General features: G+C 74.1%; 14 protein-coding genes. 8 read left to right on the top strand and 6 right to left on the bottom strand.

The genetic code is table 11. The features are described from left to right. From E1287_RS14110 to E1287_RS14100, 3 genes are all read right to left on the bottom strand, one after another. Complete coding sequence (locus tag E1287_RS14110) at positions 1-789, bottom strand: SCO1664 family protein (protein WP_131965369.1); 789 nt, start codon at positions 787-789, stop codon at positions 1-3. A 120-nt stretch (positions 790-909) separates the two neighbouring features. Continuing rightward, complete coding sequence (locus E1287_RS14105; protein ID WP_131965368.1) at positions 910-1,458, bottom strand: DUF3090 domain-containing protein; 549 nt, start codon at positions 1,456-1,458, stop codon at positions 910-912. Positions 1,459-1,468: 10 nt separating this feature from the next. Beyond that, the gene (locus E1287_RS14100; RefSeq protein WP_131965367.1) at positions 1,469-2,194 is read right to left on the bottom strand and encodes a histidine phosphatase family protein; all 726 of its coding nucleotides are present in this window, start codon (positions 2,192-2,194) and stop codon (positions 1,469-1,471) included. 75 nt (positions 2,195-2,269) lie between these two features. Here E1287_RS14100 and E1287_RS14095 point away from each other — a divergent pair, with 75 nt between their 5' ends. From E1287_RS14095 to E1287_RS14080, 4 genes are all read left to right on the top strand, one after another. Further along, positions 2,270-3,184 (top strand): magnesium and cobalt transport protein CorA, encoded by a 915-nt coding sequence (locus E1287_RS14095; protein ID WP_243718997.1) that lies wholly within the window; start codon positions 2,270-2,272, stop codon positions 3,182-3,184. Positions 3,185-3,347: 163 nt separating this feature from the next. Further along, a complete protein-coding gene (locus tag E1287_RS14090; RefSeq protein WP_131965366.1) occupies positions 3,348-4,301 on the top strand; it encodes an aldo/keto reductase in 954 nt (317 codons plus the stop codon). Then, the gene (locus E1287_RS14085) at positions 4,298-6,190 is read left to right on the top strand and encodes a helix-hairpin-helix domain-containing protein (RefSeq protein ID WP_243718995.1); all 1,893 of its coding nucleotides are present in this window, start codon (positions 4,298-4,300) and stop codon (positions 6,188-6,190) included. Before E1287_RS14090 ends, E1287_RS14085 begins: the two co-directional genes overlap by 4 nt. 105 nt (positions 6,191-6,295) lie before the next feature. After that, positions 6,296-6,910 (top strand): hypothetical protein, encoded by a 615-nt coding sequence (locus E1287_RS14080; RefSeq protein ID WP_131965365.1) that lies wholly within the window; start codon positions 6,296-6,298, stop codon positions 6,908-6,910. 199 nt (positions 6,911-7,109) lie between these two features. Here the strand turns inward: E1287_RS14080 and fabI are convergent, their stop codons facing one another. Beyond that, positions 7,110-7,895: an enoyl-ACP reductase FabI gene (fabI, locus tag E1287_RS14075; RefSeq protein WP_131965364.1), complete on the bottom strand. Its 786-nt coding sequence runs from the start codon at positions 7,893-7,895 to the stop codon at positions 7,110-7,112. Positions 7,896-7,900: 5 nt separating this feature from the next. Then, complete coding sequence (locus E1287_RS14070; RefSeq protein WP_131965363.1) at positions 7,901-8,605, bottom strand: beta-ketoacyl-ACP reductase; 705 nt, start codon at positions 8,603-8,605, stop codon at positions 7,901-7,903. A 235-nt stretch (positions 8,606-8,840) separates the two neighbouring features. Between E1287_RS14070 and E1287_RS14065 the strand changes: the two genes are divergently transcribed. Together E1287_RS14065 and E1287_RS14060 are read left to right on the top strand one after the other, a co-directional pair. Further along, the gene (locus E1287_RS14065) at positions 8,841-10,340 is read left to right on the top strand and encodes a TldD/PmbA family protein (protein WP_207934207.1); all 1,500 of its coding nucleotides are present in this window, start codon (positions 8,841-8,843) and stop codon (positions 10,338-10,340) included. Between the two features lie 5 nt (positions 10,341-10,345). Then, positions 10,346-11,728: a metallopeptidase TldD-related protein gene (locus E1287_RS14060; RefSeq protein WP_131965377.1), complete on the top strand. Its 1,383-nt coding sequence runs from the start codon at positions 10,346-10,348 to the stop codon at positions 11,726-11,728. Between the two features lie 47 nt (positions 11,729-11,775). Here E1287_RS14060 and E1287_RS14055 read toward each other — a convergent pair whose 3' ends face one another. After that, positions 11,776-11,988 (bottom strand): dodecin, encoded by a 213-nt coding sequence (locus E1287_RS14055; protein ID WP_131965361.1) that lies wholly within the window; start codon positions 11,986-11,988, stop codon positions 11,776-11,778. A gap of 117 nt (positions 11,989-12,105) precedes the next feature. Between E1287_RS14055 and E1287_RS14050 the strand changes: the two genes are divergently transcribed. Beyond that, the gene (locus E1287_RS14050) at positions 12,106-12,444 is read left to right on the top strand and encodes a DUF3099 domain-containing protein (protein ID WP_131965360.1); all 339 of its coding nucleotides are present in this window, start codon (positions 12,106-12,108) and stop codon (positions 12,442-12,444) included. Positions 12,445-12,852: 408 nt separating this feature from the next. Further along, positions 12,853-14,163 (top strand): protein kinase, encoded by a 1,311-nt coding sequence (locus E1287_RS14045; protein ID WP_165968995.1) that lies wholly within the window; start codon positions 12,853-12,855, stop codon positions 14,161-14,163. Positions 14,164-14,221 lie beyond the last annotated feature (58 nt).

Here is a 14,221-nt window from a genome sequence, read left to right as displayed (position 1 = left end):
CTACAGGGGCGGCCAGGGGATGGCGGGCCAGTCTTCTGGGGGGTAGGGGTGGATGCGGTGTTTGAGCATCAGCTCGACGCGGCGGCGGGTGGCGTCCACCTCGTCGGGGGTGAGGAGTTCGGAGAGGCGGGTGCCGAGGGCGCCGTCGGCGAGGCCGTCCTGGACGCGGGCGAGGGCCTCCAGCGCCTCGGGCGTCAGCGGCTTGCCGCGCCACTGCCACAGCACCGTGCGGAGCTTGTACTCGACGGAGAAGCACACGCCGTGGTCGCAGCCGTAGACGCGGCCGTCGCCGGGCGGGAGCAGGTGGCCGATCTTGCGGTCGGCGTTGTTGACGACGGCGTCGAACACCGCCATGCGGCGGACGGCCTCGTCCTCGGAGCGGGACAGGGCGACGAGGTCGACGTCGGGGTCGGGCTCCACCCACAGCTGCACCATGCCGGGCCCGTAGGGGCCGTCGCGGTGGACGGTGGGCGGGACGGTGCCCCAGCCCATGGTCTTGGACACCTCGTAGGCGGCGACCTCGCGTTCGGCGAGGGTGCCGTCCGGGAAGTCCCAGAGGGGGCGCTCCCCCGCGACGGGCTTGTAGACGCAGCCCGCGGCCTGCCCGTCGTGCTCGATCGAGCAGTAGAGGGTGGCGTTGGACGCCTGGACGAGCCGGCCCTCCACGCTGAGCCGCCCGGCGCGCAGCAGCCGTTCGGCGGCGGCGTCGCGGGGGGAGACCGGGCATCGGGGCGCGCCGCCTCCGGCGGCGTCGCCCGCGGGCGCCCGGTCCCGGGAGGACTGCGTCATGCGTTCATTCTTCCGGCCACGCCGTCCATGATCCAGCACAACGGGCCCATTTCGTCCGCGACGGGCCGGGACCTGCGGCGCGCCGGGCAGATCGGTACGGAGCGGGACGGGGGCGTCATCTCAGCCGAGGTATCCGTTCTGGCGCGGGCACACGTGCCCCTCGGTGTCGAGGGGCAGGCCGCACAGCGGGCACGGCGGGCGCCCGGCCGCGACGACCTTCAGGGCCCGCTCGGCGAACGCGCGGGCCTGCGCCGCGCTGATCCGGACGCGCAGCACGGCGATGGCGGGGTCGTCCTCGCCGACCTCGGCCTCCTCCTCGGTCTCGGTGACCTCCTGCGCCTCGATGACGACCTGCTCGTCGTCGGGGTCCCACGCCAGCGCCATCGTGCCGACCTTGAACTCCTCCTCGACCGGCTGGTCGAGCGGCCCGTCGTCGACCAGCTCCGACGGGGTGACGGCCGGCACCGGGGCCTCGCCGCCGCTGCGCCGCAGCACCTCGTCGAGCAGCTCCTCCAGCCGCTCGGCCAGCAGCGTGACCTGGAACTTCTCCAGTCCGACGCTGGTGACGCGGCGTCCGGAGCGCGCCTGCAGGTAGAACGCGCGGTCGCCTGGCCGCCCGACGGCGCCGGCGACGAACCGCTCCGGCAGGTCGTAGGAGATGACGGGCATGACAAAGACCCTACGCGCCGCCGCCTGGGACCGCGTCATCCGGCCCGAGTCCGTCTTTTCCGGCGCTTTCCCCGGACGTTTCGGGCACGAGAGCGGCGATGTCGCCGCCGGTGTCGTTGACGCGGACGACGAACGGGCGCGTTTCGGTGTAGCGGATCACGGTGAGCGACGCCGGGTCGGCCTGGATCCGCTGGAACTGGTCGAGGTGGAGGCCGAGCGCGTCGGCGACGATCGCCTTGATGATGTCGCCGTGGCTGCACACGGCGTAGAGGGCGTCGGGGCCGTGCTCGGCGGCGATCCGCGCGTTCCAGTCGCGGACGGCGGTGACGGCGCGGTGCTGCGCGGCGGCGAGGGACTCGCCGGCCTCGCCGGGGAACGTCACGGCGCTCGGGTGGGCCTGCACGACCTTCCAGAGGGGCTCTTCGGCGAGTTCCTTGAGGGGACGGCCCGTCCAGTCGCCGTAGCGGACCTCGCCGAACCGCTCGTCCGTCTCGATCTTCTCGACGGGCGCGCCCCGCCCGGGCCCGCGCGCGGCGGCGATCGCCTCGGCGGTCTCGGCGCAGCGTTCGAGGGGGCTGGACACGAGGGCGGCGAGCGGCAGCGGCGCCATGCGCCGGGCGAGCGCGGCGACCTGCGCGCGGCCCCGCTCGTCGAGATGGACCGCGGGCGTCCACCCGGCCAGCACGGGGCCGGTCATCGCGGTCAGGCCATGCCTTACCAGCAGAAGCGTCGTCACAGCGGCCACTCTAGGAGATGACCGTCATCGCGGGACGCGGCCCGTCCCCTGCCCGGATGCGGGAGAATGCGTCGTGTGATCGTGGACAAGGCCATCTACGCCGACGGGACCCGCCGCGACATCGACGGCGACATCAGCGACGCCTTCGACCTGGCCCGCGCCGACGGCGACTGCTTCGTCTGGATCGGCCTGCACGAACCCGACGAGGACGAGTTCGCACTGGTCAGGGACGAGCTGCAACTGCACCCCCTGGCCGCCGAGGACGCGGTGTCCGCGCACCAGCGGCCGAAGATGGAGCGCTACGACGACACGCTGCTCATCGTGCTGAAGACGCTGTCCTACATCGACGCGACGTCCGACATCGAGGTCGGCGAGATCATGGTGTTCCTCGGCCCGGACTTCGTCATCACCGTCCGGCACGGCGCGGGCAACCCGCTCGGGCCCGTCCGCAAGCGGCTGGAGGACGCGCCCGAGCTGCTCAAGCACGGCGCGACCGCCGTCCTGTACGCGGTGTGCGACGAGGTCGTCGACCGGTACGGCATCGTCGCGCACGAGGTCGAGATCGACATCATCGGGCTGGAGAAGGCCGTGTTCGACCCGGGCGCGCGGGACGTCGTCGAGGACGTCTACTCCCTCAAGCGGGAGGTGCTGGAGTTCCGCAGCGCGGAGGACCCGCTGATCCCGGTGCTGCAGGAGATCGTGAGAGGGCGGGTCGCCGAGTGCGGCTCGACCCGCGAGTACTTCCGCGACGTCCTGGACCACCTGCTCCGCGTCGACGAGCAGGTCGACGCGCACAACGAGCTGCTCAACAGCGTCCTGACCGCGCATCTGGCGCTGCTCGGCAAGCAGCAGAACGAAGATATGCGGAAGATCTCCGCCTGGGCCGCGATCATCGCGGTGCCGACAGCGATCGCCGGGATCTACGGCATGAACTTCGACCACATGCCCGAGCTGAAGTGGACGTGGTCGTACCCGCCGTGGTGGCCGTGATCGTGGTGATCTGCGTGTTCCTGTTCCGCCGCCTCCGCAGGAGCGGCTGGCTCTAGACCCGGCCGCGTCCTGCCCTGACCTCGCCGCGTCCTGCGCCGACCCGGCGGCGTCCCGCGCTGGCCAGGCGGCGTCCGGCTCGCCGGGACCGCTACATTGACCGCCTATGAAGGAGCGTCACCTCGGGCGGAGCGGGCTGCTGGTGTCCCGGCTGGGCCTCGGCACCATGACCTGGGGGCAGGACACCGGCCCGGAGGAGGCCGCGGCGCAGCTCGTCGCGTTCGTGGAGGCCGGGGGCACGCTGGTCGACACCGCCGACGTGTACAACGGCGGCGACAGCGAGCGGATCCTCGGGCACCTGCTGCGCGAGCTCGTCGACCGGGACGGCGTCGTCGTCGCGACCAAGGCCGCGATCAGGCCGAACGGCCGCTACGACGGGTCCCGCCGGCATCTGCTGCGCGCCCTGGACGCCTCCCTCGACCGCATGGACCTCGACCACGTCGACCTTTGGCAGCTGCACGTGTACGACCCGGCGACGCCGCTGGAGGAGACGCTGTCGGCGCTGGACGAGGCCGTCGCGTCCGGCCGGGCCCGGTACGTCGGCGTGTCCAACTACGCGGGCTGGCAGGTGTCCAAGGCGGCCGCGTGGCAGCGCGCGTGGCCGGGCCGCGCGCCCGTCGTGTCCGCGCAGCTGGAGTACTCGCTGCTGAGCCGCGACATCGAGCGGGAGGTCGTGCCCGCGGCGGTGGACGCGGGCGCGGGGCTGCTGCCGTCGTCGCCGCTCGGGCGGGGCGTCCTGACCGGCAAGTACCGCACCGGCATCCCGGCGGAGTCGCGTGCCGCCGCCTCGCACTACGCCGACTTCGTCCAGCCGTACCTGGACGACGAGTGCGCCCGCATCGTGGAGTCGGTGGTGACGGCGGCCGAGGGCCTCGGCCGGTCCCCGCTCGCGGTCGCGCTCGCGTGGGTCCGCGACCGTCCCGGGGTCGCCGCGCCGGTCGTCGGCGCCCGGACGGCGGCGCAGCTGGCCGCGATACTGGAGAGCGAGGACCTGACGCTGCCGAACGAGATCCGGGCGGCGCTGGACGACGTCTCCGACACCGCAACGGGAAGCCCGTGACCGACACCCCTGAGCACCCCTCCGAGCAGAACGGCGCACCGTCCGCGGCCGAGCGGGCGGCGCGCGCCGCCGAGGCGATGCGCGCCGCCGAAGCCGCCGCCGCTGCCCCGCCCGCCGCGCCCCGCGACCCTGTGCGGGAACCGCCGCCGCACGGGGCGGAGCCGACCGCGCAGGAGGGGCTGCGCGCCCTCGCCGACCTGTTCTCCGAGACCGGCGTCCCGGCGCCGCTCGCGGCCCGCGCCGCCGCCCGCCTCGGGCCCGGCGCCGCCGGACGGCTGCGCGAGGACCCGTGGCGGCTGCTGCGCGTCCCCGGCGTCCAGCCGCGCCAGGCCGACCACTTCGCCCGCGCGCTGCTCGGGCAGGACGCGCGGCCCGACGACCTGCGGCGCGGACGGGCCCTCGTCCTGCACGTGCTGACCGAGGCGGCGCGCGGCGGCCACACCGTCACGCCCGCCGCCGAGGTGGTGTCCGCGCTGGAACGCGTCCAGGTCGCCGACCCGCAGGGCGCCGTGGAGGCCGCGCTGGACGAGGCGGAGGTCCTCACGCTCACCGAGGAGCCCGAGTTCGGCGAGGAGTCGTTCGAGGAGGACGCCGAGCCGCCCGAGCCGGAGGAGACGCTCGGCCCCGCGCGGTGGGCGCTCGCCGAGGAGGCCGCGGCCGAGGGGTTCCAGCGGCTGACGCTCACCGCCGTGCCGCTGCTCGACGACGCGGCCGTCAAGGGCCTGCGCGACGGCCTGCCCGAGGACCGCGCCCTCGCGCTCACGGCCGCGCTGCGCACCGGCGTGAGCGTCCTGCGCGGGACGCCCGGCGACCTCGCGGACGCCGTGGTCGCGATCGCGTCGGCCGCCGCCGGTGAGGGCGTACGCACCGCCGTCGCCGCGCCCACCGACCGCGCCGCCGCCGGCCTCGGCGGCGGTGACGGCGTCGCGGTGACGAGCCTGCACCGGCTGCTGGAACCGCGGGACGACCCGTCCGCCGCGCCGGGCGCCGTCGTCTACGGGCGCGGCGAACGCAACCCCCTCGACCTCGACCTGATCCTGGTGACGGACGCGTCCGCGCTCGACGTCGAGCTGTGCGCCGTGCTCGTCGAAGCGTGCCCGGACGGCGCCCACCTGGTGCTGTGCGCCGAGCCGGACGCGCCGCCGCCCGCCGGGCCCGGCCGCCCGCTGGATGATCTGGAGGCGTCCGAGACGGTGCCGGTCGTGCTGCTGGACGCGGCGCCGCCGTCCGGCCCGCTCGGCGAGCTGACCGAGGCGGTGCGCGGCGGCGAGCTCGTCGCCGTGGACGCGCCAGGACGCGAGGTCGTCATCGTGCCCGCCGAGAGCCCCGGCGAGGCGGTGCACCGCGCCGTCCAGCTCGTCACCGACTCGATTCCCCGCGCGCTGGGGATCCCGGTCGAAAACGTCCAGGTCGTCGCGCCCGCCGGCGGCGGCGACGCGGGCGCCACCGCCCTCAACGCGGCGCTCAAGGCGCGCCTGAACCCCGGCCCCGGCAAGTTCGGCGGCATGGACCCCGGCGACCGGGTGGTGGTCGCCGCGGCGCTGCCGCACGCCCCGCTCGGCGAGACGGGGGTGGTCACCGGCGGCGGCGCGCACGGCCTGGACGTCGAGTTCCCCGGCGGCTCCGCGGTCGTCGCCCCGGCGGACGCGTCCCGGCTGCGGCACGGCTGGGCGCTGACGGTCGCGCAGGCCCGCGGGACGCGCCGTCCCGCCGTGGTCGCGGTCATGTCGCCCGAGGGCCTGTCCCGTCCGGTGGTGGCCGTCGCGTTCGGGCTGGCCGGGCGGCACCTGTCGGTCGTGCAGGCGGCCGGGCCCGTGCTGGCGAAGGCCGTCCGCGACGGCGGGACGCCCGCGCGGCGCACCAGGCTCGCGAGGCTCGTGATCCAGTGAGGGTCGCGACGGGGTAAAGAAACCGTCGTTTCACGGTTTAGGGACCCACCCGTATGGGACACGATGTCAACAACGGTGAGGACCGGCATCGGGTGGAGGAGCGACATGCCCCATCGGCTCAGGCGGCTCGGTTCGGCGTCCGCGGCGGTCACGGCGGGGGCGCTCGTCCTGCTCCTGCCGGCGCCCGCGGCGGACGCCGCCGCGGCGGAGACCTGCAAGAAGGGCACCGACCCGGCGAGCACCATCGAGAACTGGACGTGCAACCTCGGCAACCTGCGCGAGGCGCTGCTCCCGACGAGCCCCTCCCCGAAGCCGGAGCCGACCCCGCCGAAGGCGCCCGAGAAACCGGCGAAGCCCGCGCCCGGCTCGGGGAACAAGGGCGCCGAGCCGCCGGAGAAGGCGCCGGGCAAGGCCCCTTCGGCTCCGGGCGGCGAGGTGTCGTTCGGGCCGTCCGGTTCCAGGGAGTTCACGCCGTACGCGGGAGGCCCGCCGCCGGAGTCGTCGCTGCCGCCCGGCACGCTGCCCGCACCCGAACTGGCCACCGCCCCGAACGGCCACGGGACGGACGCTCAGCCGCAGACGCGGCTCGTCTCCCCCGTCGCGGCGTCCGGGAACGACAGCGGTCAGATGCTGTGGGTCGCCGCGGCGGCCGGAGCCGCCGGTGCCGTGGCCGCGCTCAACCTCAACGTCGCCGCCCGCGCCCTCCGCCGCCGCACCTAGCGGCGCGCACCTGCCTCGGCCACCGCCGCAACCACGCGACGACCTGGGCCATCGCGATCGCGACCGAAGCCAGGTTCCGACCTGCGAGGAACCTGATCGCGCAGCGAGCCGCCAGGCGAGTCGGAGCGATGCAGCGATCGCGCCGCGTTTCTCGACGATGGAGGCCCGCCAGGGCCGAAGGAGGAGAAATGCAATGAATTCAGCCCACGGCCCCGACAGAATGCAGGCCGCCGTCGACGTGGACGATCTCGCCCGTCGTCGCCGGGAACCAGTCCGACAGCAGCGCCGCGCACGCCCGCGCGGTCGGCTCGCTGTCCTTGATGTCCCAGCCGAGCGGCGCGGCCTTCGGCCACATCTCCGTCATGCCCTCGAACCCGGGGATGCTCTTGGCCGCCATCGTGGCGAGCGGGCCCGCGGCGACGAGGTTGACCCGGATGCCCTGCGGGCCCAGGTACTTGGCGAGGTAGCGGGCGCACGACTCCAGGCCGGCCTTCGCCACGCCCATCCAGTCGTAGACCGGCCACGCCTTGGTGGCGTCGAAGTCGAGGCCGACGACGGAGCCGCCGTCCTTCATCAGCGGCAGGCACGCCATCGTCAGGGACTTCAGCGAGTACGTCGAGGCGTGGACGGCGGTCGCGACGTCCTCCCACGGCGTCTCCAGGAACGTGCCGCCGAGCGCGGTCTGCGGCGCGAACGCGATCGCGTGGACGACGCCGTCCAGGTGGTCGAAGCCGTTGTCGCGGAGGTTCCCGGCGAGGGCGTCGAGCTGCGCGGTGTCGGTCACGTCCAGCTCGATCACCGGGGGCGGCGAGTCGGGACCGGACGGGAGCCGCTTCGCGGTCCGCGCCGTCAGCGTCGGGCGCGGGTAGGCGGTCAGCGCCACCTCGGCGCCCTGCTCCTGCGCGACCCGCGCGATGTGGAAGCCGATCGAGGCGTCGGTGAGGACGCCGGTGACCAGGATCCGCTTGCCTTCGAGAATGCCCATGACCGTCAGTGCCCCATTCCCAGTCCGCCGTCGACCGGGATCACGGCCCCGGTGATGTAGGCGGCGTCCTCGCTCGCCACGAACCGCACCGCCTTCGCGACCTCCTCCGGCCTGGCGATCCGGCCGAGCGGGATCGAGGCGGTGATGGCCTTCTGCTGGTCCTCGGTCAGCACCGCCGTCATGTCGGTGTCGACGAACCCCGGCGCGACGACGTTCACGGTGACGCCGCGGGAGCCGAGCTCGCGGGCGAGCGACCGGGCGAACCCGACCATGCCCGCCTTGGACGCGGCGTAGTTCGTCTGCCCCGCCGAGCCCGTCAGGCCCACCACGGACGAGACCAGCACGATCCGCCCGGTCCGCTTGCGCATCATGCTCTTCACCGCGCGCTTGGCGACGCGGAACGAGCCCGTCAGGTTCGTGTCGATGACGGACGTGAACGACTCCTCGCTCATGATCGCCAGCAGGGTGTCCTTGGTGATCCCGGCGTTGGCGACGACCACCTCGACCGGGCCCTGCTCCGCCTCGATCTTGCCGAACGCGGCGTCGACGTCCTCGGCGCTGGTCACGTCGCACCGGACGCCGAACAGGCCGTCCGGCGGCTCGCCGGACCGGTACGTGACCGCCACGGCGTCGCCCGCCGCGGCGAGCTCGCGGGCGATGGCCAGGCCGATGCCCCGGTTACCCCCGGTCACGAGGACAGAGCGACTCATCAGGACCCTCTCGTTCAGGCTGCGCGTTCCCGTTCGGGCTGCCGCGTTGGCTGCGGCACGACACTAGCGGCCGGGCGCCGCCCTGCGGATGTGCCGAACCGACAACTTCCGCCGACCCCGTTTTGTTCGCGGGCGATCTCGTCCGCGCACGACGTCCGCGCATGATCGGCCGCGCGTGTTCCGCCCGCGAAATCAGGGGCGGAACGCGGGCGGCGGCGGCGGTAGGTTGCGGAGGGTGCATGACATCGATCCCGCCTTCACCGCCCTGCCGCTCCGCGCGCTGGCCGACGCGGCCCTCACCCGGGCCCGGGAGCTGGGCGCCGAGCACGCCGACTTCCGCCTCGAACGCATCCGCAGCCAGACGCTCAACCTCCGCGACGCCGCGCTGGAGACCGCGCTGGACGCCGACGACGTCGGCCTGTCCGTCCGCGTCGTCAAGGACGGCACCTGGGGCTTCGCCGCCGGCATCGACCTCACCCCCGACGGTGCCGCCCGCGTCGCCGCGCAGGCCGTGGACGTCGCGGCCGTCGCCAAGCCCGTCAACCGCGAACCCATCGAGCTGGCCCCCGAACCCGTCCACGGAGAGCGCACCTGGGTCTCCGCCTACGAGATCGACCCGTTCGACGTCCCGACCGGCGACAAGATCGCGCTGCTGGCCGGGTGGAGCCGCCGCCTCCTGGACGACGACCGCGTCGACCACGTCGACGCCACGCTGATGCAGGTCAAGGAGAACAAGTTCTTCGCCGACCTCGCGGGGACCGTCACCACCCAGCAGCGCGTCCGGCTGTATCCCGCCGTGGACGCCGTCGGCATCTCCGGCCCGCTGTTCGACACGATGCGGACGCTCGCGCCGCCCGCCGGGTACGGGTGGGAGTGGCTGACCGGCGACCACTGGGACTGGGACGGCGAGCTGGCCCGGATCCCCGAGCTGCTCGCCGAGAAGCTCGCGGCGCCGTCCGTCGACCCGGGCGTGTACGACGTCGTCGTCGACCCGTCCAACCTGTGGCTGACGATCCACGAGTCGATCGGGCACGCCACGGAGCTTGACCGGGCGCTCGGCTACGAGGCCGCCTACGCGGGCACCTCGTTCGCCACCCCCGACAAGCTCGGCGAGCTGCAGTACGGCTCGAAGGTCATGAACGTCACCGGCGACCGCACCGCCGAGCACGGCCTCGCCACCATCGGCTACGACGACGAGGGCGTCGAGGCCCAGGCGTTCGACATCATCGCCGACGGCCGGTTCACCGGATACCAGACCGACCGTCGCATCGCCCGCCTCACCGGCGCCGACCGCTCCAACGGGTGCGCGTTCGCGGACGCGGCGTCCAGCATGCCGATCCAGCGGATGGCGAACGTGTCGCTCCAGCCCGCCGTGGACGGCCCGTCCACCGACGAGCTCATCTCCGGCGTCGACCGCGGGATCTACATCGTCGGCAACAAGAGCTGGTCGATCGACATGCAGCGCTACAACTTCCAGTTCACCGGGCAGCGGTTCTACCGCATCGAGAGCGGGCGGCTCGCCGGGCAGCTCCGCGACGTCGCCTACCAGGCCACCACCACCGACTTCTGGAACTCGATGGAGGCGGTCGGCGGCCCGCAGACGTACGTGCTCGGCGGCGCCTTCAACTGCGGGAAGGGCCAGCCGGGGCAGATCGCGCCGGTCAGCCACGGCTGCCCGTCGGCGCTGTTCCGCGGCGTCAACATCCTCAACGCGCTGAAGGAGGCCGGCCAGTGACCGGGATGAGGCCGAGCGAGGCCGTCGAGCGAGCGCTCGAGCTGTCCCGCGCGGACGACTGCGTCGTCATCGCCGACGAGACGAGCACCGCGAACCTGCGGTGGGCGGGCAACACCCTCACCACCAACGGCGTGACGCGCGCCAGCCGCCTCACCGTCATCGCGCTGCGCAGCACCGCGGGGGGCGTCGCCGCGGGCGTGGTGTCGCGGTCGGCGGTGGACGCCGGCGGCATCGAGGACCTGGTGCGCGCCGCCGAGGCCGACGCCGCCGGGAACGAGCCCGCCGAGGACGCCCGCCCCCTCGTCTCCGAGGGCCCGGCCGCCGCGTCGGCGGCGTGGGGCGACGACCCGGCCGAGACCGGCATCGGCGTGTACGAGGGTTTCGCGCCCGCGCTCGGCGAGGCGTTCGCCGCCGCGCAGGCCGCCGACCGGCGCCTGTACGGGTTCGCCAACCACGTCGTGACCTCGACGTACGTCGGGAACTCGGCCGGGCTGCGGGCGCGGCACGTCCAGCCGACCGGGCTGCTGGAGCTGAACGCCAAGGGCGCGGGCGGCTCGGCGTGGGCGGGCGTCGCCACCCGCGACTTCACCGACGTGGACGTCCACGCCCTCACCGCCGACCTCGACCGGCGGCTGACGTGGGGCGAGCGGCGCGTGGACCTGCCCGCTGGGCGGTACGAGACGATCCTGCCGCCGTGCGCCGTCGCCGACCTGATGATCTACCTGTACTGGTCGGCGGGAGCGCAGGACGCCCTGGACGGCCGCACCGTGTTCAGCGCGCCCGGCGGCGGCACCCGCGTCGGCGAGAGGCTCGCGAGCCTGCCCGTCAGCCTGTCCAGCGACCCGGCCGCCGCGGGCCTGCAGTGCGCGCCGTTCGTGATCGCGCACGCGTCCAGCCGCGAGGAGTCGGTGTTCGACAACGGCCTCGCGCTCGGCGCCACCGACTGGATCCGCGACGGCGACCTCGCCTCGCTGACCCAGACGCGGCACTCGGCGGAGCGCACCGGGCTGCCGCTCACCCCGCCCATCGACAACCTCTCGATGACGGGGCCGGACGGCGGCGCGTCCCTGGAGGAGATGGTCGCCCGCACCGAGCGCGGGCTGCTGCTGACGTGCCTGTGGTACATCCGGACGGTCGATCCGCAGAGCCTGCTGCTGACCGGCCTCACCCGCGACGGCGTCTACCTCGTCGAGGACGGCGAGGTCGTCGGGGCCGTGAACAACTTCCGGTTCAACGAGAGCCCCGTCGACCTGCTGTCGCGCCTCACCGAGGTCGGCGCGACCGTCCCGACGCTGCCGCGCGAGTGGTCGGACTACTTCACCCGCGCCGCCATGCCCGCCCTGCGCGTCCCCGACTTCCACATGTCGACGGTGAGCAAGGCGACGTGAGCGTGCGTCACGGCCGCGCGCGTCACGCTCGCTCGCGGCCGTGACGCTCAGGCGTCTTCGAGGCGGAAGCCGACCTTCATGGTGACCTGGATGTGAGCGACCTCACCGTCCTCGATCTGGCCGCGGACCTCGGTCACCTCGAACCAGTCCAGGTGGCGCAGCGTCTGCGCGGCGCGCCTGACGCCGTTGCGGATCGCGGCCTCGACCGACTCCGGCGAGGTCCCGACGATCTCCGTCACCCGGTACGTGCGATCGGTCATCTCGTTCCTCCCGAGCTTGGACGCGTGCTGCTTTCTGATCCGTGCTGCTTTCTGACCCGTTCTGCCTTTACCCGTACTGCTGTCGCCTGCCGGTCCCCTTGGGCTTACCGTGGAAACGTGAGGGTCAATCACCATCGGGCGTCTCGGGCGCCGGCGGTCTACACGGTCACCGACGCGCCGCTCCCGCTGTCGGACGACATCGGGCACCGGCAGCGCCGGTATCTGATGTCCATGGGCGTCCGGACGGGGTGCTTCGTCGGCGCCGTGCTGGCCGCTGTGGCGGGGGCGCCGGTGTGGGTGGTGATCCTTCTCATCGTCGGGGCGCTCTTCCTGCCCTACATCGCGGTCGTCTTCGCCAACGGCGGACGGGAGCCGACCCCCTCCGCGACCTTCGGCGACCCGCAAGGACGCGAACAGAAGCCCGTTTCCGGACAGCGACCGGAAATCGGGTCGTGACATTCTCTTGACTAACCGCGGGGGGTTTCGGTGTACGATTTGTACCGGCGCTCTGGTCCCCCGTCGGAGCGCCCGTGCCGGTGTTCCGGGCCCCCGTCGGAACACCGATGATGCGGCGCCGGGTGGATTGCCCCCGTATCCACCCGGCGCCGCTTTTCAATGTCCGGGGTTTCTCCTGGGACTTCCACGGGTCGCGGATGACCCGCCCGTGACGCGTCCTTGACGGCCCTTCCTCGGTCGTAGCGCATCCGCGGGAGAAGGCAAGCCCCGGCGGTGGCCTGGTCCGGCCAAGGCCCGAAACCCGGCACGGCCCGTCAGGACGGGACGGTCATGGACCGATCCGATCCGGCCCGCGCTGCGTACTGCTGGGCACCGGCACCCGCAGTCCCCCGCCCGAGGGGAGGTCTCGTGGACCCAGGATTCCGGCTGGACGGCCGCTACCGCCTGGAGCGCCGCCTCGCGCGGCGCGGCCCGGCGCAGGTGTGGGCCGCCCGCGACGAACTGCTCGCCCGCCGCGTCGCCGTGACGCTCGTCGGCGTCCGGCGGTCCGGGCGCGACCTGCGGCGGCGGCTCCGCGACGCGGCCCGCGCCGCCGCCGCGCTCGCCCACCCCAACATCGTGACCACCTACGACTACGGCGAGGCGGAGGGCTCCGGCGGGGACGCGCTGGCGTACGCGGTGACGGAGTACCTCGGCGGCGAGTCCCTCGCGGAGCGCCTCACGCGGGGGCTGCCGGGCGCTCAGGAGGCCGTGGGCGTGTGCGCGCAACTCGCTGATGCCCTCGCCGCCGTCCACGCCTGCGGAACCGTGCACGGCGATCTGAGGCCCGCGCAAGTGTTCCTCACCGCGGACGGCGTGAAGCTCCTCGGCCTCGGCCTCACCGGCGCCCTCACCGAGGAAGCGGCGGAGGCCGCGGACGCGTCCGGGCGGGCCGGGGACGTGCTGGCGTTCGGGCGGATCCTCGCCGAATGCCTCACCGGGGACCCGGAGGCCGCATCGCCCTCCGGCGACGCCGGAGACGCACAGGCCGACTTGGTCGACTTGGCCGTCCGCTGCCGTGCCGACGACCCCGCCGAGCGGCCCGACGCCATCGTCATCGCTCGGATCCTGGCGGCCCAGGCGACGGAGACGTCGTTCCTGCCCGTGGTGGCGGAGCCCGGCCCGCCCGCCGCCGGACGCGGCGGGTCACGGTGGCGCGGGCTGGGACGGGCCGGTCGCGGGGCGGTGCTCGGCGTCGCGGCGGCGGCGATGCTCGCGCTGGTCCTGACCCCGCTCGCGGTGATTACTTCCTCGCTGTCGGACGCGCCGCGTGGCGTGGCGCTGCCGCCGCTGCCCAGCCGCTCCGGCGCGGCGCCGCCGCCCGGTTCCGCGGGGGATCCGGGCGGCCGCCCGACGGCGCCGTCCGCGCCGGCGACCCTGCCTGGCAAGGCCGTCCCGTCGGCCGAGACGCGGGCGGTGACGGTCGGCGCGCTCGCGCGGATGCGGCGCGCGATCGACGTGGGCATCGCGGCCGGCGAGGTCGGGGCACGGTTCGGCAGCGACCTCGCCCGCGAGGTCAGCACGCTGCTGAACCAGGTGGACGGCGGCGAGCCGGTGGATCTCGGCCGGCGGGTGGAGCGGCTCCGCGCGGCCATCGCGGACCGCGCCCCGGACGAGGTCTCCCCCGGACGCGCGGCGGGCCTCACCGCGCTGCTCGAAGAAGTCCCCGTCCGGTCCTGAACCGCCGGACCCCTTGACGGACGACACCGATGAGACGAACATCACACCTGCCCCTACT

The organism is Actinomadura sp. KC06 (assembly GCF_004348735.1).
Classification (GTDB): domain Bacteria; phylum Actinomycetota; class Actinomycetes; order Streptosporangiales; family Streptosporangiaceae; genus Spirillospora.
Note: the sequence above shows the minus strand (reverse complement) of the source record. Positions and strands in the feature narration are given on the sequence as shown.

What these genes read in the sequence shown, in the direction of transcription:
- E1287_RS14110 (WP_131965369.1), bottom strand. Translation starts at nt 789, where the DNA reads ATGACGCAGTCCTCCCGGGACCGGGCGCCCGCGGGCGACGCCGCCGGA.
- E1287_RS14105 (WP_131965368.1), bottom strand. Translation starts at nt 1,458, where the DNA reads ATGCCCGTCATCTCCTACGACCTGCCGGAGCGGTTCGTCGCCGGCGCC.
- E1287_RS14090 (WP_131965366.1), top strand. Translation starts at nt 3,348, where the DNA reads ATGAAGGAGCGTCACCTCGGGCGGAGCGGGCTGCTGGTGTCCCGGCTG.
- E1287_RS14080 (WP_131965365.1), top strand. Translation starts at nt 6,296, where the DNA reads ATGCCCCATCGGCTCAGGCGGCTCGGTTCGGCGTCCGCGGCGGTCACG.
- fabI (WP_131965364.1), bottom strand. Translation starts at nt 7,895, where the DNA reads ATGGGCATTCTCGAAGGCAAGCGGATCCTGGTCACCGGCGTCCTCACC.
- E1287_RS14070 (WP_131965363.1), bottom strand. Translation starts at nt 8,605, where the DNA reads ATGAGTCGCTCTGTCCTCGTGACCGGGGGTAACCGGGGCATCGGCCTG.
- E1287_RS14060 (WP_131965377.1), top strand. Translation starts at nt 10,346, where the DNA reads ATGAGGCCGAGCGAGGCCGTCGAGCGAGCGCTCGAGCTGTCCCGCGCG.
- E1287_RS14055 (WP_131965361.1), bottom strand. Translation starts at nt 11,988, where the DNA reads ATGACCGATCGCACGTACCGGGTGACGGAGATCGTCGGGACCTCGCCG.